The organism is Nesterenkonia sp. AN1 (genome assembly GCF_000582475.1).
In the GTDB taxonomy this organism is placed as follows: domain Bacteria; phylum Actinomycetota; class Actinomycetes; order Actinomycetales; family Micrococcaceae; genus Nesterenkonia; species Nesterenkonia aurantiaca.
This window is the reverse complement of the sequence record NZ_JEMO01000023.1, coordinates 58,623-76,449: the sequence shown is the minus strand read 5'-3', so window position 1 is coordinate 76,449 and position 17,827 is coordinate 58,623. Positions and strand designations below refer to the sequence as shown.

The window sequence follows — 17,827 nt, the reverse complement described above, 5'->3', positions numbered from 1 at the left end:
TCCCGCCGGGGCCTGCACCCCGGGTCTTGAATTGGAGCAGGTCTCTGTGGTCTGGAACGCTCTGGCCTCATGGAGACCAAGGCGAGGCCAGCGGAACGGACGCGGCTGCTGAGCCGACGTCGTGTGGGCCTGGTGCTGGGCCGGCGCTCTTCGCGCTGTTCTACTTCGTCCCGGTGACCACCGGTCTCGACGACGCTCCCAGGGCCGTGCTCGCGGTGACGCTGGGGGTCGCCTCCTGGTGGATCACCGAGGCGCTGCCGACCCCGGCGACCTCGCTGCCCCCGCTCTTCTCGCTGCCGATGACCGGCGGGACGGACGAAGAGACGGCCGCGGTGGCCTATGCGAACCCGATCGTCTTCATGTACATGGGCGGCTTCACCATCGCCCTCGCGGTCCAACAGTGGAACCTGCACAGGCGGATCGCGATGACCATCATCCGGATGGTCGGCACGAAGGGCAACCGCCTGGTGCTCAGAGTGATCCTCGCGACCGCTGGATTGTCGATGTGGATCTCCAACGCGGTCACAGCTCTTCCGGCTCGTCTCCCAGGCTGAGATCTCACCAGACTTCGCCCGGGACCAGCTGCGGGTGCTGGGTCCGATGTACTACGAGGAGAAGACGGTGCTGGCCATCTTCGTGTTTGTCGGCGCGATGTGGATGACCGTCGGATTCATCCCCGAGGAAAGGGGGGATCCCGCTCACGGACACGACGATCTCCATGATCGGTGCCACCGCGATGTTCCTGCTGCGCGCTCGGGCCACCGACGAGGACGGCAAGCGCGGCGGAAGCCTGGTCCGGAAGGACATGCCGGCCCTGCCCGGGGGCATCCTGCTGCTGTTCGGAGGTGGGCTCTCGCTCGCGGCGGCCTTCGACGACTCCGACCTCACCCCGTGGTTCGGTGGGATCCTCGGTGGGCTCGACGTGTTGCCCTACGTCCTCATCGTGGTCGTGCTGGGAGCGATCGTGCTCTTCATGACCGAGGTGATGTCCAATACCGCGGTCTCGAACATGCTGATCCCGGTCAGCGTGGGGCTCGCCCTGGGCATGGGAGTGGATCCCTTCGCGATCATGGCGCTGGTCGCGCTGACCTCCAGCTGCGCATTCATGCTTCCGATCTCCACTCCTCCCAACGCCGCCGTGTTCTCCTCCGAGTCCTTGGACATGGATGACATGGCCAAGGCCGGCTTCTGGATGAACATCATCGCGCTGAGCCTGATCTCGGTCTTCATCCTGGTGTGGCAGCCGATCGTCCTTGCCAGCGGCGTCTGATCGGGAGCTTCGAGCGCTGGACTAGCTGTCCTCGGTCAGCTCCGCGCGGACTTCCTCCAGGCGGGTCCTGGCGCCGTCGAGCCACCGTTCGCACCGGTCGGCCAGCGCCTCGCCGCGCTGCCACAGGGCCAGTGACTCCTCCAGCGGAGCGCCGCCGGTCTCGAGCTTGGTCACCACAGAGATCAGCTCCTCCCGGGCTCGCTCATAGCTCATCGTCTCGATGTCCTCGGTCTGCGCGGTGCTGAACTCGGTGGACCTCGCGGTCGAGGCCTCGGTGCTGCTGGCGTTCTCGGTCATGGAGCTGCCTCTCAGTTCTGGGTCTGTGCGGTCTGTGCAGTCTTCGGAGTCCGTGCGGACTCTTCGGTCTGCGTCCCGGGCTCGGCGGGAGCGGATCTGCGGTCCTTGGGGTAGATCTCCTCGGCACGGGCGGTGAGCTCCCCGGAGGCGACCATGATGCTCAGCTGATCCCCGATCGCCACGGTGCCGGCGTCGCGCAGAACGTCCCAGCCGGCCTGGCCCCGGGTCTGCACCACGGCGTAGCCGCGGTCCAGGGTGGACTGAGGGGAGAGTGACCGGACCCTCGCCCGGGTCTGGGCGACCCAGTCTGTGCCGCGGCGCACCGCAGTCTCCATACCGAAGAGCGCCCGACGACGCAGCATCAGCAGCTCCTGGGCGCGACCGGTGATCATGTCCTGCGGCTGGGCCAGCACCGGCCGGGAGCGCAGCGTGGTCAGCCATTCGGACTCCCGGCCGATGAGCCGTTCGACTCCGGCCGACATGCGTGCCCGGGCGTGGGTGAGCGCCTCGCGTTCCTGGGCCTCATCGGGAACCAGCAGCTTCGCGGCGCCGGTCGGAGTGGAGGCGCGCATGTCGGCGACCTCGTCGAGCAGCGGGCGGTCCGCCTCGTGCCCGATGGCCGAGACCACCGGGGTATGGGCCGCGGCCACGGCGCGGATCAGTCGCTCGTCGGAGAAGGGCAGCACCACCTCCTCCAGGGCGCCGCCGCCGCGGGCGATCACGATCACCTCCACGGCCGGGTCGGCGTCGAGCTCCGTCAATGCCGCGGTGACCTCCGCGGGTGCGCTGGGCCCCTGGGTCGCGACCTCTCGGATCTCGAACTGCGCGGCGGCCCAGCGGGCATGGGTGTTGCGCAGGATGTCCTTCAAGGCGTCGGAGTTCCGGCCGGTGATCAGTCCGATCCGCAGCGGCAGCACCGGCAGCGGCTGCTTCCGGTCCACCCGGAAGAGGCCCTCGGCGGCCAGGCGCTGCTTGAGCTGCTCGATCCTCGCCAGCAGGTCACCGAGCCCGACCGGCTTCATCTGCTGGGCCACCAGCGAGAGCCGACCGGACTTTTCATACAGGTTCGGCTTGACCAGTGCCACCACCCGGGACCCCGGCTGCACGGTGCCGTTGAGGCTCCCGGCCACGCCGCGCCAGGCCACCGTGGAGAACGAGACCTCCTGCTCCAGGTCCCGCAGGGTCATCCAGGCGTTGCCGTTGCGCAGGTTGAACTCCACCAGCTGGCCCTCGACCCAGGTGGGCGGTGCCGCTTCGATATGGGCCTTGAGCTTCCCGGAGTAGGTGCTCAGCGCCCAGGGGGTCTCTGCCGAGGTGTCCTGCGCCTGTGCCGGCTCGCTCATGTTCTGCCCTTGATCTTCGACGGTCTCACGGAAGGTTCGCTATGGTGCATACAGCCTATGCCACCCCCTTGACATGGCTGAAGGAGTTATCCACATGCGCCAGGCGCTCAGTGTCCTCTCGCTGCTGCTGGCCGCGGTGCTGGCGGCAGCGTCCCTGGCCGGGTTCCAGATCAACCAGCTGCTGCGCGAGGAGGAGCCGATCGCGCAGATCGCCGGTGAGCTGCCTGCGCAGCAGGGGTTCAGCGAGCTGGTCTCCGAGACGCTGCTGGACCGTCTGGAGTCCGAGCTGCCCGGAGGGGTGTCGGATCTGCTTGGTGACCGGGCCGACTCCGCGGTGGATTCCCTCGTGGCCTCGATGCTGGAGAACGAGGAGGTCGACGCGGCCTGGAACGAGACCCTGCAGGGCACCCGGGCGGACTACACCGCGCAGCTGGAGGCCATGTTCGATCAGGGCACCACCGGAGACGCCAGCGACCTCGACCTCGCCGTGGACCTGAGCCCGATGGCGGAGGCGATGACCGGGCCGCTGCGCGAGGGCCTGGACTCCGCGCTGGGCTGGCTGCCGTTCCTGGACACCTCCAGCTTCGAGTTCCTCGCCCCCGAGCTGGTGGTCGACATCGAGGCCAGCACGGGAGAGGACGCCGATCCCTACACCTGGGCGCTGCTGGTCGAGCTCAGCAAGCACTGGCTGGTGCTCGCCGTGCTGTCCGGGATCATGGTCGCGGTCGGACTGCTGCTGGGGCCGGGTCGCAGCCGATGGGTGGCGCTGACCCTCGGCGGCCTGCTCGGCCTGGGGCTTGGGCTCTGGGTCGCACTCACCGTCGCCGCGCCGGAGTTCGGCGCGGTCTCCGATGCGGCCACTCAATCCCTGGTGGAGCATCTCGAGAGCCAGATCACCGCCTGGGCCCAGCCGGCCTGGTGGATCTTCAGCGGTGCGGCGGGCGCCGCCGTCGTCCTCGGGCTGCTGGGCAGCGCGGCGGCCGGCAGCGGAGCCTCGCGCGGCCGGCGAGATGCCGGCGTCAACCAGGGACACGGTGTGACGGCTCCAGGCACCCGCCGGTAGACTCGGGGCATGACTTCCACTGCCACCGCCCCCGACGCTCCGGCCCGGCGACAGCACATCGCGGTCCCCATGCCGATGGTGCCCCGCAGGCGCCGCAGTCCCGAGGAGGTGGCCGCAGAGTCCACGTTCACCGGTCCGCGCAAGGTGCTGCTCGCGGCACCGCGCGGCTACTGTGCCGGCGTGGACCGTGCGGTCGTCGCCGTGGAGAAGGCCCTGGAGACCTACGGCGCCCCGGTCTACGTGCGCAAGGAGATCGTGCACAACCGTCACGTGGTGGAGACCCTGCAGGAGAAGGGTGTGATCTTCGTCGAGGAGGCCGATGAGGTGCCCGAGGGCGCGCTGCTCGTCTTCTCGGCCCACGGCGTCTCCCCGGCGGTCAAGGACCTGGCCGAGAGCCGGAGTCTGCAGACCATTGACGCGACCTGCCCGCTGGTCACCAAGGTCCACCGCGAGGCCGTGCGCTTCACCCGGGACGACTACGAGATCCTGCTGATCGGCCACGAAGGCCACGAAGAGGTCGAGGGCACCTACGGCGAGGCCCCGGACAACATCACGATCGTCAACGGTCCCTGGGAGGTCGATGACCTCCAGGTGCGCAACCCCGAGCAGCTGATCTGGCTCTCCCAGACCACGCTTTCGGTGGACGAGACCATGGAGACCGTGCAGAAGCTGCGCGAGCGCTTCCCGAAGCTGCAGGATCCGCCCTCGGATGACATCTGCTACGCCACTTCCAACCGGCAGGCGGCGATCAAGAAGGTCGCCCCGCAGTCGGACCTGGTGATCGTGGTGGGCTCGGAGAACTCCTCGAACTCGGTGCGGCTCAAAGAGGTCGCCAAGGAGTACGGGGCTGCCCGGGCCGAGCGCGTGGACTACGCCAACCAGGTCGATGAGGCCTGGTTCCAGGAGGCCGCGACCATCGGGGTCACCTCCGGAGCCTCGGTCCCCGAGGTGCTGGTCGACGACGTGCTGCGGCTGCTCGCCGACTATGGCTACGGCAAGGTCGAAGAGGTCGTCACCGCCGAGGAGGACATCGTGTTCTCGCTGCCCAAGGAGATCCGCAAGGCGCTCACCCAGGCCGGGCACGACGACGTCGGCGTCGGCGGCCGCAAGCGCAGCGCCTGCTCCACCTCCTGAGCTCCACAGGGCCCCGGGGTTCTGAGTCCCGGGTCCGGGGTACCCGTCTGCCGGTCTGCTTCTAGCGCCCCGCCCACGTTTGTCGCATCTCTATGCCCTGTCCCATCGCTATGTCCGTGCATAGCGATGGGACATGGCATACAGATGCGACAGTTGCGCGCAGCGGGGGTCGGGCCGGGCGCGCGCAGCGGGTGCCGGGCCGGGCGCCGAACCGGGCGAGGGTGCTCGCGATTTGGGCATGACCTGGGCTGACATACGATGAGTCCATGACGGTGCTGGGCATGACTGCGGTGATCGCGGCCGCGGTGTTGATCGGCACCATCCTGCAACGGGTCTCTGGGACCGGGGTGGGCCTGGTGGTCGCCCCGGTGCTCTCGATACTGCTCGGCCCGGCCTTCGGCGTGCTGATCACCAACATGACCACCTTCGTCTCCGGTGGCCTGATCATGATCGCGGTCTGGTCCCATGTCGACTGGCGGCGCTTCTGGCTGATCATGCCCGCCGCGGTGGTCGGCGCGATCCCCGGCGCCTGGGTGGTCGGACAGCTCAGCGCCGGCTGGCTCTCGATCATCGTCGGCGCGATCGTGGTCTTCGCCCTGCTGGTGACCTTCGCCCTGCCGAGGCTGCCACATCTGCCCGGCCGCGGAGCAGGGCTCGTCGCCGGGCTGCTCGGCGGGTTCTTCAACACCACCTCCGGCGTCGCCGGACCGGTGATGGTCATCTACTCCCGCGTCTCGCGCTGGGAACATCGCAGCTTCGCCGCCACCCTGCAGCCGATCTTCATGACCATGGGCGCGGTCTCGGTGATCACCAAGCTGCTGATGGGCTCGGTGCAGGTCAACGGCCAGGCCGGGCCGCCGCTGGGCTGGCTGTTCCCGGTGATCGTGGTGACCGTGATCGCCGGCATCCTGCTCGGCACCCAGCTGGCGAAACGCGTGTCCATACCCACCGCCAGGACGCTGGCGATGACGCTCGCAGGACTCGGTGGAGCAGGTGCGATCCTCCGCGGCACCATGGACGTCCTGGCGTGACGGCGCAGAGCGCGCACAGCCGCCGGCTGCTGATCGCGCTGTTCTTCATCGGGGTGGCCACCTTCGCCCAGCTCTACTCGCCCCAGGGGCTGCTGCCGCTGATCGCGGCGGAGCAGGAGGTCTCCGCAGACCGGGCCGCGCTGATGATCTCCACCGCCACCCTCGGGCTCGCCCTCGGCGTGATCCCCTGGTCCTATATCGGCGACGCCCACGGGCGGAAGAAGGCGATGATCTGGGCGATCAGCCTCGCCTGCTTCTTCGGCCTCCTGGCGGTGCTGATGCCCGCGCTGTTCGTCAGCCAGGGCTTCGAGCTCGCTCTGGTGATGCGCTTCATCGAGGGGTTCATGCTGGGCGGTGTCCCGGCACTGGCCGTGGCATATCTCAACGAGGAGGTCAGCCCGAAGATCGCAGTGGCTGCGGCCGGCACCTACATCTCCGGGACCTCACTGGGCGGACTGACCGGGCGCATCGTGGCGGCCCCGGTGGGGGAGCAGCTCGGGTGGAAGATCGGGATGCTCACCGTCACGGTCATCGCCGTGGCCTGCGTCCTGGTGTTCCTGCGGTTGGCGCCCACTGCGCTGAACTTCACCCCGCGTCGGACCCGGTGGCGGGCGATCGTGCCGGCACTGACCGGGAACCTGCGCTCACCGACCCTGTGGACCCTCTACCTGCAGGGCTTCCTCACCATGGGCGGGTTCGTGGCGATGTACAACTTCCTGGGCTTCCACCTCTCCGCGCCGCCGTATTCGATCCCGCTGTGGATCGCCTCTTTCGTCTTCCTCGCCTACCTCGCCGGAACCTGGTCCTCACCGCGCGCCGGGCGACTGGCGGCCCGCTACTCGCGCAAACCGGTGCTGCTGGCGGGCAACCTGATCATGATCGCCGGCGTCGCCCTGACCCTGGTGCCGCACCTGTGGGTGATCATCCTGGGCACGGTGGTGCTCACCGCGGGGTTCTTCGCCGCCCACGCGGTGGCCTCGGGCTGGGTGGGAGCGGCGGCGACGGCGGGCCGCGCCCAGTCGGCCTCGCTGTACAACCTCGGCTACTACGGCGGCTCCTCGCTCTTCGGCTACCTCGGCGGCACCGCGCTCAACGCCGCGGGCTGGTCCGGGACGGTGCTGATGGTGCTCGGGCTCGCCGGAATCGCGACCGTGCTGGCCGCCGTCGTCCTGCCCAAGGACTGAACGCACCGTCCCTCGCGCCCTCGTTTCGGTTGTAGCTGGCAACTTATCGCGGGGCCCCGTAGACTCTGTGAGCCCTATCACCCGGTAGCGCAGAATCCCATACCGCACCAGCAGGAGTACGGCAATGACGACGCCTCCGCGTTCCCGCGTCTCAGGTGACCACCTGAAGAAATACGACCCCCGCACACAGTCGGAGGCCGAGTCCCAGGAGCTCTCGGTCGGCGCCCGCGCCGAGGGCCTGGACCGACCCGCCCTGCTGCGCCGGATGGTCGGACTGATCGGCGGCGTCGCCCTGGCGCTGCTGGTCTACACCGTGATGCCCGGGGACATGGAAGTCTGGCCCCGGCTGACCGCCGCCACCGCCGTGCTGATGGCCGTGTGGTGGATGACCGAAGCGATCCCGATCCCGGCCACCGCGCTGCTGCCGCTGATCATCTTCCCGCTGCTGGTCCCCGCCGGGGACTTCGGCAGCGCCGAGGAGGCCGTGGGCGGAGTCTCGGTGGACGACGTCGGCGCCAGCTACGGCAACAACATCATCTTCCTGTTCATGGGCGGCTTCATGCTCGCCCTGGCGATGCAGCGCTGGAACCTGCACCGCAGGATCGCGCTGATGACCCTGCGCGCCATGGGCTCCAAGCCGGTGAACCTGATCGCAGGATTCATGATCGCCACCGGGTTCCTCTCCATGTGGGTCTCCAACACCGCGACCGCGGTGATGATGCTGCCCATCGGCGTCTCGGTGCTGATGCTGGTCAGCAAGATCATGAAGGGTGAGGACCCGGCCACGGCCAAGCACGCCGACGACGAGGAGACCAACAACGCGCTGAAGTCCAACTTCGGCACCGCCCTGATGCTCGGCATCGCCTACGCGGCCTCGATCGGCTCCCTGGGCACCATCATCGGCACCCCGCCCAATGCGCTGCTGGCCGGACACATGGCGGCCAACCACGACCTGACCATCGGCTTCGGCCAGTGGATGCTCGTCGGCGTGCCGATCTCGATCATCATGCTGGTCATCGCCTGGGTCCTGCTGACCCGGGTGCTCTTCCGCCCCGAGATCGACGACATCCCCGGGGGCGGTGACCTGATCCGCGGGGAGCTGCGCAAGCTGGGGCCGATGTCCGCCGCAGAGGTGCGCGTGCTGATCATCTTCGTGCTCGCCGCGCTCTCCTGGGTCTTCATCCCGCTGATCTCCACAGAGATCCTGGACATGGAAGATCCGTTCATCTCCGATGCCGGCATCGCCATGGTCGTGGGACTGCTGCTCTTCCTGCTGCCCGGCGGCGCCGCCAAGGGCGTGCGCCTGCTGGACTGGGAGTATGCCGCGAAGCTGCCCTGGGGCGTGCTGCTGCTCTTCGGCGGCGGACTCGCGCTCTCCGCGCAGTTCGGCAACTCCGGGCTCTCCGTCTGGCTCGGCAGCCAGGTCGAGGGCCTCGCCGGGATCCCGGTCTGGATCCTGGTGCTGGTCGCCGCGGTGGGCATCCTGGTGCTCACCGAGATGACCTCGAACACCGCGACGGCGGCCACTTTCCTCCCGGTGGCCTCCGGGGTGGCGATGGGCACCGGAGTGGACCCGCTGATCCTCGCGGCTCCGGTGGCGCTCGCCGCGACCTGCGCCTTCATGCTGCCTGTGGCAACGCCGCCGAACGCGATCGCCTACGGCTCCGGCTATGTCACGATCGGCCAGATGATCAAGGGCGGCGTCTGGCTCAACGTGGCCGGCGTCGTGATCATCACCGCGGTGTGCATGACCATCCTGGTCTGGGTCTTCGGACTGACCCTGTAAGCACGGTCATCGACGAAGGGGGGCAGCAGCCGCACATCGCGGCTGCTGCCCCCCTTCGTGATGTGGGGAGATTTCTCGCGCCGGTGTGGCAGTCCGGGTGCTACAACTCCTGCGTGCGTTCGGCCTCCAGCCGGGGACCCAGCGGATTGACCTCGGTGGTCACGGTGGTGGCACTCAGGGTCTCGCCGAGGTCCTCCAGCAGCCCCTCGGTGGAGGTCGCGGTGGGATCACCCACCTCCAGCCGGCTCATCGCCTCCACCTTGGGCAGCACCTGACGTTCGATGTTGCCGATCAGCGAGTTGTACGCCGTCACGGCCTGGCGCAGCCGGTCCCCGGTCCGGGCCAGGTGTTCGCTCATCTTCGCCAGCCGGCGGTAGAGATCCCGGGAGTGGTCCACGACCTCGCGGATGTTCTGCGCCAGCCGCTCCTGCCGCCAGGCCGCGGACACCGCCTTCAGCGAGGCCAGCAGCGAGGCGGGAGAGACCAGGGTGACGCCCTTGGAGAGCGCGTCATCGAGCAGCATCGGGTCCGCCTCCATCGCCGCCGAGAGCAGCGACTCGGCCGGGACGAAGCAGAACACCACATCGGGGGAGAGGTCCACGGCCTCCCAGTAGCGCTTCTTCGCCAGCTCATCGACCCGGGAGCGCAGCGCCTTGGCCTGCGCCTTGGGGTCGGTGGCGTTCAGCGGCGCCTTCGCATCCAGCACCAGCTGGCGCCCACCGGGCAGGTGCACCACCATGTCGGGGATCAGCAGCTGCCCGTCGGCGCCGCGTCCGCTGAACTGTTCGGTGAAGTCCACGTGCGGGAGCATCCCGGCGGACTCCACGACGCGGCGCAGCTGCACCTCGCCCCAGTGCCCGCGCGCCGAGGTGGAATGCAGGCTCCCCAGCAGCGCCTGGGTGGATTCGATGATCCGCGCGTCGGTCTCCGCGGCGGAGGTCAGCTGTTGCGAGAGCCGGGAATGCTGCGCGGCCCGCTCGGTCTCGAGCTCCTGGACCCGGCGGTGCATCTCGGTGACGCCCTGGCGCACCGGGTGCAGCATCTCCACCAGCGTCTCGCGCTCCCGCTCGGCCTCGGAATCCTCCTCGCGCCGGCGCTCGAGCTCCCAGAGCCGGCCTTCCGCGGTGGCCAGCTCCTGCTGCACCCCCACGAGCCGCTGCTGGGAATCAGCCAGCTCTGCCTGCGCGCCGTGGAGCTGGCTGCGCAGCTGCGCCGCGTCCTCGGTGCCGCGGCGCAGCAGGTAGAGCACCAGCATGGTCCCCAGGACGCCGAGCAGCACGCCGAGCAGGAGAACGGAGATGAAGTACGGAAAGGTCATGGCACCAGCATGTCACCGGGCACTGACATAGTCTGGCGCGAGAGAACCTGAGGTTGAACCTCCCCAGTGAGAACCCGATCGCGAGAAATCCCGAGGAGATCCATGATTCGCATCCTGTTGGTCCGCCATGGCGAGACCGAGTGGAACAAGGCGCACCGGCTGCAGGGCCACTCGGACATCGAGCTGTCCGACTCCGGGGCGCTGCAGGCGCGCACCACCGGCGCCTTCATCCGCGCCCAGCAGCCCTCACAGGCCCACGTCTCCAGCCTGGTGCGCACCCAGCAGACCTTCGCCGAGTTCGGCCTGGACCTGACCCCGCGCATCTGGGACGAGCTGCGCGAGCAGAACCTGGGGGAGTGGGAGGCGCCTACGCCGCCGCGATCCGCGACGCCGAGCCGGAGAACTTCGAGGGCTGGCGCGCCGGCAGCTACACCCCCGCCGGCGGGGAGACCCACCAGGCGCTGCAGGCCCGGATGACCGGAGCGTTCGCCGACATCGTGCGGGCCACCGCGGAGACCGCCCCCACCGCCTCGGCGGACCTCGGCTTTCAGGTGCGCACCGCCGTCGCCGTCTCCCACGGGGCGGCGCTGCGGGTGCTCTTCGAGGGGCTCGGGCTGATCGATCGAAGCCAGTTCATCCCGCTGACCCCGGCCTCGGTCACGGTGCTCGACATCCCGCTCACCAAGGGCCCGGTGTCCTCCTCGCTGCCGAACTCCGGGCTGGACGAGGACCACGACGACGACGCCGAGGCCCGCGCGATCCGCGCGCTGACCGATGAGCAGATCGCCGATCATGCCAGGCTGCGGCTGATCAACCTCTCACCGGAGCTGCTGAACCCCGAGCGCTCCCACCCGGGGGCGCCCACCGCGATCTGAGCTCCATTCCCGCACCTCCCTGCAGGCAGGGTGACGTCCATCTCCACCGTCTTGTCATGGTGGGATGGGCAGCACCGCATAGACCCGGCCGCCCTGGGGAGTGCCCTCGGCGATGAGCATTCCGCCGAGCTCGGCCGCCCGCTCGCCCATGGAGGTCATGCCGACCCCGGCCCGCCACGGCGTTCCGGTGCTCCCGTCGTCGGTGACCTCGATCTCGAAGGACTCCTCACTGAGTGTGAGGCTGACCGTCGCGTTGGTCGACGTGGAGTGCCTGGCCGCGTTGGTCAGCGCCTCGACGACGATGCGGTAGGCGGCCACCTCCACGGCCGCGGGCAGCGCCGGCCAGCTCTCTGCCCGCAGCTCGACCCGCAGCGGTGTCCCGTCAGGAGCTCGCAGCGCCCGCGCCTGCTGACGCAGGGCGGTGACGAGGCCGAGCTCGTCGAGCGCGGGTGGTCGCATCGCATAGACCAGCTCCCGGATGTCCTCGATCGCGGTCACGGTCTCCTGGCGCAGGGTCCGCAGCAGGTCCTCGGCTGCGGAAGGGTCGTCGTTGCGCAGGGTGTTGCGCAGGGCGTCCGCGGTGAACGCGATCCCGGACAGCCGGGGTCCGAGGCCGTCGTGGAGGTCGCGACGCAGCCGACGGCGTTCCTCCTCGATGGCGGTGATGGCTTGGCCCCTTGACTCCCGCAGCTCCTCGGCCAGTGCCCGGGCGCGCAGGGTCTGGGCCAGCAGCGGCGCGACCAGGCTGAGCACGTGGTCGTCACCCGCGGACAGCGTCAGATCACCGGGTCGGACCCCCACCGCGAGCTCTCCGGTCCGGTCCGCGCCGAGGGCGAGCGGGAGGGTCCGGGTGTGGGTGACCTCCGCTCCGGACTCGGCGATGGTCTTCCCGTCCAGGCGCAGCGCGGCGTAGGGGAGGACCAGTGCCTCGCGAATCGCCCGCAGTGCGAGCACCGGGTCGTCACCGATGTGGCCGACGACCCGGCTGGCGGCTCCCAAGGGGTCCGGACGCGCGCCGAAGAGGAGTTCGTCGACGACCGTCCGCAGAACGACCTGCAGGGGATGGAAGGTTGTCGCCGCGACGGCCCCGATGACGGCCAGCGTGCCAGCACGCGGGACACTGCCTCCCAGGATCTCGATCAGCGACTCGAGGGTCATGAAGAGGGCCACGTAGCCGACCGCGGCAGTCGCGAAAACCACGAACCGCACCACCAGGCCCCTGACGTCGACGACTTCGGGCCAGCGAACCCCGATGTACAGGGCGGGTGCGACGGTGCTCCAGGCAAGGCAGGCAGTCACCTCTCCGACCGTGCCGAGCTCCATGAAGGCCGCAATGAACACGATCGTCCCTGCCAGTGAACCCGCGAGCACCATCCAGGTCAGGGCCCACCGGTCGCGCTCCGTGGCGCGTTCGATCTTCCACCAGGTGTGTGCGATCAGGGTGCAGCCGTTGACCAGGCCCATCGCGCTGATGGTCGCGTCGCTCCCGGCCCAGACCACCGCCAGGACGCCAGAGCCTCCGATCACGACCAGCGAGACGAAGTCCACCGGGTGACGCCAGGTGATCGCCGGGTACGCGGTCAGTGCCAGTGGCGCCAGCAGCGCGCCGCCGATGACGAACGCCAGGCGCGACGCGGCGCCTCCGCCGGTGGCTTCGAGAACGGCCCCCGAGAGGGTGGCCAGTCCTGCGAACACCAGGAGTGCAGCGCTCGGTCGGACGCGCTGCACGCGGAGCATCGCCAACCCGCTGATGCCAGAGCTCACGCCGAGGCCGGCCAGCGCGAGCAGTGCCGAGGAGGCGCTCACCTGCCGAGCCCGCCTTCACGGGCGCGGATGATCGCGGCGGCACGGTCGAACACCTCAAGCTTGGCGAAGATGCTGGTCAGGTGATTGCTGACCGTCTTGGGGGACAGGAACAGCGCTTCGGCGATCTGCGCCGTACGCCGTCCGGAGGCAAGCAGGTCAAGGATCTCGCGCTCACGCTCGGTGAGTTCTGGAAACGGGGCGGGCGTTGGTGAGGGCGGGGCCGTGAAATGGCGCAGTATGCGGGCCGCCACGCCCGGCCCGAAGATCGCCTGCCCCGTGACGACCGCGCGGATGGCCGTGTCGATCTCTTCCTGCTCGGCTCCCTTGAGCAGGTAGCCACGGGCTCCGGCCTGCATGGCGGTGAACACGGTCGCGTCGTCGTCGTACATGGTCAGCATGAGCACGGCCGTCTCCGGCGCACCGGCACGGATCCGGCGGGTGGCCTCCACGCCGTCGAGACCCGGCATCCGGACGTCCATGAGCACCACGTCGGGGCGCAGGATCTGGGCCTCGCGTACGGCGCTCTCGCCGTCGGCAGCCTCGCCGGCCACCTCGAGTCCTTCCAGGGTCTCGATCAGCGCCCGCAGGCCGAAGCGCACCACGGGATGGTCGTCCGCGATCAGCACCCTCAGGTTCATAAACCCATTATGACCGCGTCCGCTCCGGGCTCACCCAGGAACTTCTTCCTGCGCACGGGGATCCGCGGGAACATGGCCGGGCATGCCGTCCCTGGTGCAGGGAAGCGGCGCGGGGCGAGAGTGGAGTGGTCTACTTCACCGGACCCATCCGAGGAGCAACCATGAACACCACATCGAAGCGACAGAAGGCCGGTCTCGTGCTGGCCGGCGTGTACAGCGCGACGAGCATCCCGAGCGTGCTGTTCCCCGTTTCGGAGGGCGAAGTGGGTCCGCCGATCGGCATCCTCGTCATTGGCAGCGTGCTCGGCCTGGTCGGCCTGGTCGCCGTGATCGTCGCCTGGCGCACTGGCAGCCGCGCCGCGCTCCGCGTCGCGGCCGGCGCGGTCATCATCGTGACCCTCACCGGACTGCCGGCGTTCTTCGTCGACGTGTCAGCCGGCGTCAAGCTGCTGGTTGGGGTGTCGGTGCTGTTCACGATCGCGGCCGTCGTCCTGGTGTTCTCGCCGGAGCGTCGTCCGACGCCGGTCCTGGACTGAGGGGTGTGCCATGATCGCCGTCGTCACGATCCTGATCGCCTTCCCAGTCGGCTATCTCCTCCATTCGCGGCTGGCCGCCAACACCGCGTACGCCGTCGCCTACCTGTGGGCATTCGTGTTCCAGACGCTCTACCTGACCCTCGACTCGATCAGCCCCAGCGCCGAGCCCGCCTTCATGCCCGGGGAGTTCCCGCTCTCCTACGGGGCCGTGACCCTGGGGGTCTTCGGCGTCGGCTTCGGGCTGGTGGCGCTCGGTCACTTGTACCGGGCGCGGCAGACGTCGCACAGAGCTCAGGCTGCGACGCTGGGCGGTTGATGAGGATGAGATAGCTTCGACCCACCGATGACCCACCCTCATCTGAGAAGAGCCTTCAAACACATCGAGTGGGCGATTTTCGGGATTTTCCCGCCCCTAGGGGCCGGAGATTTCCCTCAAATCGCCCACTGATGTGGGAGCGCCCGGCAGGAACCGGGCAGAGCGAGGACCTAGGCGTGGGCCGCCTTGATCAGGTCCGCGCAGCGCTCACCGATCATCATGGTGGTGATGTTCGGGTTCACCGTGGTCAGCTCCGGCATCACCGAGGCGTCGGCCACGCGCAGACCCTGCACGCCCTTGACCCGCAGCTGCGAGTCCACCGGTGACATCGCATCGTCATCGGCGCCCATCCGCACGGATCCGGCCGGGTGGTAGACCGTGTTGTGCGTGCGGGTCACGTAGTCGGCCAGGTCCTCATCGGTCTGCGTCTCCTGGCCCGGGAACAGCTCCTGCCCGGCCCAGTCGGCCATGGCGGGCTGCGCGGCGATCTGGCGGGCCAGCTTGATGCCCTCCACCGCCACGCGCATGTCGTGGCCCTCGGCGTCGGTGAAGTAGCGCGGGTCCACCTTGGGCTTGTCCCGGTAGTCCTTCGAGCGCAGCCGCACGGTTCCGCGGGACTTCGCGTGGGTGACGTTCGGGGTCAGGCAGAAGGTGTTGTCCGCGCTGGGGTAGCCCTGGCGCAGCGTGTGCATGTCGAAGGGCACCGAGCCGTAGTGCATCATCAGGTCCGGTCGGTCCAGTCCCTCACGGGTGGTCGAGAAGATCCCGATCTCCCACCACTGGTAGGAATCATCCGTCATGGGCTGCTTGGCCTCCCAGGCGATGACCGCCTCGGGATGGTCCTGCAGGTGCTCGCCCACGCCGGGGGAGTCCACGCGGGCCTCGATGCCGAACTCCGCCAGGTGCTGCGCCGGGCCGATCCCGGAGAGCATCAGCAGCTTCGGGGAGTCGATCGCGCCCGCGGAGAGCACGACCTCCTTGGTGGCGCTGATCCGATGGGCCCGGCCGAACGCGTTGTTGACCGCGTCCACGCCCACGGCGCGGTCACCTTCGAAGATGATCTCGCGCACCCAGTTGTCGGTGAGGATGCTCAGGTTCGGCCGCTCCAGGATCGGGTGCAGGTAGGACACCGAGGAGGAGGAGCGGGTGCCGTCGGGCCTGCGGTTGATCTGGAAGAAGTTCGCGCCCTTGAGTGCGGTCTCTCCGGTGTTGAACGCCACCCGCGGGATGCCCTGTTCCTCACAGGCGTCCAGCAGCGCCACCCCGCAGGGGTCCTCCGGCGGGATGGTCATCAGGTTCACCGGACCGCTGCGGCCATGGTGGTCCCCGGGGGCGTCATTGGTCTCGAGCCGCTTGAACAAGGGGTAGGTGGACTCGGCGTTCCAGCCGGTGGCGCCCATCGCCTCCCATTCGTCCATGTCCTCGCGCAGCGCCCAGAAGGCGATGCAGGAGTTGTGCGAGGAGCAGCCGCCGAGCACCTTGGCGCGCGCGTGGCGCATGAAGGAGTTGCCGTTCTCCTGCTCCTCGATGGGGTAGTCCCAGTCGTAGCCGGATTCCAGGAGCTCCATCCAGCGGTTGAGCTGCAGGATCTCTGGCTTGTCGGCGTCGGTGGGGCCCGCCTCCAGCAGGGCGACCGTCACGTTGTGGTCCTCGGACAGGCGGGCGGCGACGGCGGCGCCGCCCGAGCCGCCGCCGATCACGACGTAGTCGAAAGTGGTGTTCTCCACAGGGTCTCCTTATTTCTCCGGCATGCTGAACCAGCCGGTGACGGCGGGCTCGGTGTTCTCGTAGATGTGCTTGGCCTCGCGGTACTCATCCAGTCCCATGTGGCCCAGCTCGCGGCCGACACCGGACTGCTTGAATCCGCCCCACTCCGCCTGCGGCAGGTAGGGGTGGTAGTCGTTGATCCAGATGGTGCCGTGACGCAGCCGTGAGGACACCCGGTGCGCGGTGCCGCGGTCCGAGGTCCAGACCGCTCCGGCCAGGCCGTAGATGGTGTCGTTCGCGGTCTCGATGGCCTCGGCCTCGGTGGTGAAGGTCTCCACGGTGATGACCGGGCCGAAGCCCTCCTCCACCACCACGGACATGCCGCGCTTGACGTCGTCGAGCACGGTCGGGGCGTAGAAGTACCCGTTGCGGTGCTCCTCGCCGCCGAAGTGGTGCCCGGTGCGCAGCGTGGCGCCCTCCTCGATGCCGCGCTGGGTGTAGTCATACACCTTCTGGCGGTGCTCGGCGGAGATCAGTGGTCCGGTCTCGGCGGTCTCCTCGAAGGGCCCGCCCATCCGGATGTGCTCCGCGCGACGGACCAGCTCGGCGACGAACTTCTCCTTGATCGACTCCTCGATGATCAGCCGGGTGCCTGCCGAGCAGACCAGCCCGGAGTCCACGAAGCCGGCGTTGAGCGCGTTGTCCACCGCGGCGTCGAAGTCGGCGTCGGCGAAGACCACGTTGGGGTTCTTGCCGCCGAGCTCCAGGGCGACCTTCTTCACGGTCTCTGCGGCGGTGGCGGCGATCTTGCGCCCGGTGACCACGCCTCCGGTGAAGGAGACCATGTCCACATCCGGGTGGGAGGACAGCGGCGCACCGGCGGTGGCGCCGGCGCCGGTGATCAGGTTCGCCACACCCGCGGGCAGGCCCAGGGAGTCATAGACGTCCATGATCAGCATGCCGGTGTGCGGGGTCAGCTCCGCGGGCTTGAGGATGAAGCTGTTTCCCGCGGCCAGGGCGGGGGCCATCTTCCAGGCCGCCTGAAGCAGCGGGTAGTTCCACGGGGTGATCATCCCGCAGACCCCGACCGGCTCATAGACCACCCGGGAGACCACGGTGGGGTCCCCGGCGTCGACCAGGCGGCCGGACTCGGCGTCGGCCAGCTTCCCGAAGTGCCGGTAGCAGCCGATGATGTCGTCCATGTCGATCTGCGCCTCCACGAAGCGCTTGCCGGTGTCCAGCGCCTCGGCGCGGGCGAATTCGTCCTTGCGCGCCTCGATGGCATCGGCCACGGCCAGCACGAAGGCTCCGCGCTCAGCCGCGGGGGTGTCCGACCAGACGTGGGAGTCGAAGGCCTTGCGGGCGGCGGCGATCGCGGCCAGGGTGTCGGCCTCACCGGCTTCGGAGACCACACCCACGTCGGAGCCGTCTGCGGGGCAGTGGATGGTGCGCGTTTCGCCGGACCGGGCTGCGACCCATTTCCCGTCGATGAACAGCGTGGTGACCTGTTCTGCTGTGCTCAT

Annotated in this window: 18 protein-coding genes; 11 read left to right on the top strand and 7 right to left on the bottom strand. The window is 69.0% G+C overall.

Features of this window, described 5'->3' with window-relative positions; translation table 11 throughout:
* Positions 1-26 precede the first annotated feature (26 nt).
* A complete protein-coding gene (locus tag BG28_RS15900) occupies positions 27-554 on the top strand; it encodes an SLC13 family permease (RefSeq protein ID WP_255342488.1) in 528 nt (175 codons plus the stop codon).
* Between the two features lie 137 nt (positions 555-691).
* Positions 692-1,270 carry an SLC13 family permease gene (locus BG28_RS15895; protein ID WP_369797245.1) on the top strand — a complete coding sequence of 193 codons (579 nt, stop codon included), beginning with the start codon at positions 692-694 and terminating at the stop codon, positions 1,268-1,270.
* 21 nt (positions 1,271-1,291) lie between these two features.
* On the opposite strand, the gene BG28_RS12070 is transcribed toward BG28_RS15895, so the two are convergent.
* Together BG28_RS12070 and xseA are read right to left on the bottom strand one after the other, a co-directional pair.
* A complete protein-coding gene (locus BG28_RS12070; protein ID WP_036477230.1) occupies positions 1,292-1,567 on the bottom strand; it encodes an exodeoxyribonuclease VII small subunit in 276 nt (91 codons plus the stop codon).
* Positions 1,568-1,578: 11 nt separating this feature from the next.
* Positions 1,579-2,910 (bottom strand): exodeoxyribonuclease VII large subunit, encoded by a 1,332-nt coding sequence (gene xseA, locus BG28_RS12065; protein ID WP_036477228.1) that lies wholly within the window; start codon positions 2,908-2,910, stop codon positions 1,579-1,581.
* A gap of 94 nt (positions 2,911-3,004) precedes the next feature.
* Between xseA and BG28_RS12060 the strand changes: the two genes are divergently transcribed.
* The 5 genes from BG28_RS12060 to BG28_RS12040 all read left to right on the top strand — a co-directional run bounded on the left by BG28_RS12060 (position 3,005) and on the right by BG28_RS12040 (position 9,108).
* Positions 3,005-3,973 (top strand): hypothetical protein, encoded by a 969-nt coding sequence (locus BG28_RS12060; RefSeq protein WP_036477225.1) that lies wholly within the window; start codon positions 3,005-3,007, stop codon positions 3,971-3,973.
* Between the two features lie 9 nt (positions 3,974-3,982).
* On the top strand, positions 3,983-5,107 hold the full coding sequence (locus BG28_RS12055; RefSeq protein ID WP_036477223.1) for a 4-hydroxy-3-methylbut-2-enyl diphosphate reductase: 1,125 nt from the start codon (positions 3,983-3,985) through the stop codon (positions 5,105-5,107).
* A 266-nt stretch (positions 5,108-5,373) separates the two neighbouring features.
* Entirely contained in the window at positions 5,374-6,138 is a 765-nt protein-coding gene (locus tag BG28_RS12050) for a sulfite exporter TauE/SafE family protein (protein ID WP_036477221.1), read from the top strand.
* The gene (locus BG28_RS12045) at positions 6,135-7,322 is read left to right on the top strand and encodes an MFS transporter (protein ID WP_036477219.1); all 1,188 of its coding nucleotides are present in this window, start codon (positions 6,135-6,137) and stop codon (positions 7,320-7,322) included. The genes BG28_RS12050 and BG28_RS12045 overlap by 4 nt, the downstream gene beginning before the upstream one ends.
* A gap of 124 nt (positions 7,323-7,446) precedes the next feature.
* Positions 7,447-9,108: a DASS family sodium-coupled anion symporter gene (locus tag BG28_RS12040; RefSeq protein WP_036477217.1), complete on the top strand. Its 1,662-nt coding sequence runs from the start codon at positions 7,447-7,449 to the stop codon at positions 9,106-9,108.
* A 100-nt stretch (positions 9,109-9,208) separates the two neighbouring features.
* Here the strand turns inward: BG28_RS12040 and rmuC are convergent, their stop codons facing one another.
* Positions 9,209-10,426, bottom strand: coding sequence for a DNA recombination protein RmuC (rmuC, locus tag BG28_RS12035; protein WP_051501399.1), 1,218 nt, complete (start codon positions 10,424-10,426; stop codon positions 9,209-9,211).
* A 102-nt stretch (positions 10,427-10,528) separates the two neighbouring features.
* Between rmuC and BG28_RS16345 the strand changes: the two genes are divergently transcribed.
* Both BG28_RS16345 and BG28_RS15505 read left to right on the top strand, forming a co-directional pair.
* Positions 10,529-10,903 carry a histidine phosphatase family protein gene (locus BG28_RS16345; protein WP_152539288.1) on the top strand — a complete coding sequence of 125 codons (375 nt, stop codon included), beginning with the start codon at positions 10,529-10,531 and terminating at the stop codon, positions 10,901-10,903.
* Complete coding sequence (locus BG28_RS15505; protein ID WP_369797243.1) at positions 10,900-11,301, top strand: hypothetical protein; 402 nt, start codon at positions 10,900-10,902, stop codon at positions 11,299-11,301. The genes BG28_RS16345 and BG28_RS15505 overlap by 4 nt, the downstream gene beginning before the upstream one ends.
* Before the next feature lie 54 nt (positions 11,302-11,355).
* Here BG28_RS15505 and BG28_RS12020 read toward each other — a convergent pair whose 3' ends face one another.
* Together BG28_RS12020 and BG28_RS12015 are read right to left on the bottom strand one after the other, a co-directional pair.
* The gene (locus BG28_RS12020) at positions 11,356-13,107 is read right to left on the bottom strand and encodes a sensor histidine kinase (RefSeq protein ID WP_051501398.1); all 1,752 of its coding nucleotides are present in this window, start codon (positions 13,105-13,107) and stop codon (positions 11,356-11,358) included.
* The gene (locus tag BG28_RS12015) at positions 13,104-13,733 is read right to left on the bottom strand and encodes a response regulator transcription factor (protein ID WP_235181096.1); all 630 of its coding nucleotides are present in this window, start codon (positions 13,731-13,733) and stop codon (positions 13,104-13,106) included. Before BG28_RS12015 ends, BG28_RS12020 begins: the two co-directional genes overlap by 4 nt.
* A gap of 173 nt (positions 13,734-13,906) precedes the next feature.
* Between BG28_RS12015 and BG28_RS12010 the strand changes: the two genes are divergently transcribed.
* Positions 13,907-14,281 carry a hypothetical protein gene (locus BG28_RS12010; RefSeq protein WP_036477206.1) on the top strand — a complete coding sequence of 125 codons (375 nt, stop codon included), beginning with the start codon at positions 13,907-13,909 and terminating at the stop codon, positions 14,279-14,281.
* Positions 14,282-14,291: 10 nt separating this feature from the next.
* Positions 14,292-14,597: a hypothetical protein gene (locus BG28_RS12005; RefSeq protein WP_036477203.1), complete on the top strand. Its 306-nt coding sequence runs from the start codon at positions 14,292-14,294 to the stop codon at positions 14,595-14,597.
* A gap of 170 nt (positions 14,598-14,767) precedes the next feature.
* Here the strand turns inward: BG28_RS12005 and BG28_RS12000 are convergent, their stop codons facing one another.
* Positions 14,768-16,324, bottom strand: coding sequence for a GMC family oxidoreductase (locus BG28_RS12000; RefSeq protein WP_036477199.1), 1,557 nt, complete (start codon positions 16,322-16,324; stop codon positions 14,768-14,770).
* A gap of 9 nt (positions 16,325-16,333) precedes the next feature.
* Positions 16,334-17,827 (bottom strand): aldehyde dehydrogenase family protein, encoded by a 1,494-nt coding sequence (locus BG28_RS11995; RefSeq protein ID WP_036477196.1) that lies wholly within the window; start codon positions 17,825-17,827, stop codon positions 16,334-16,336.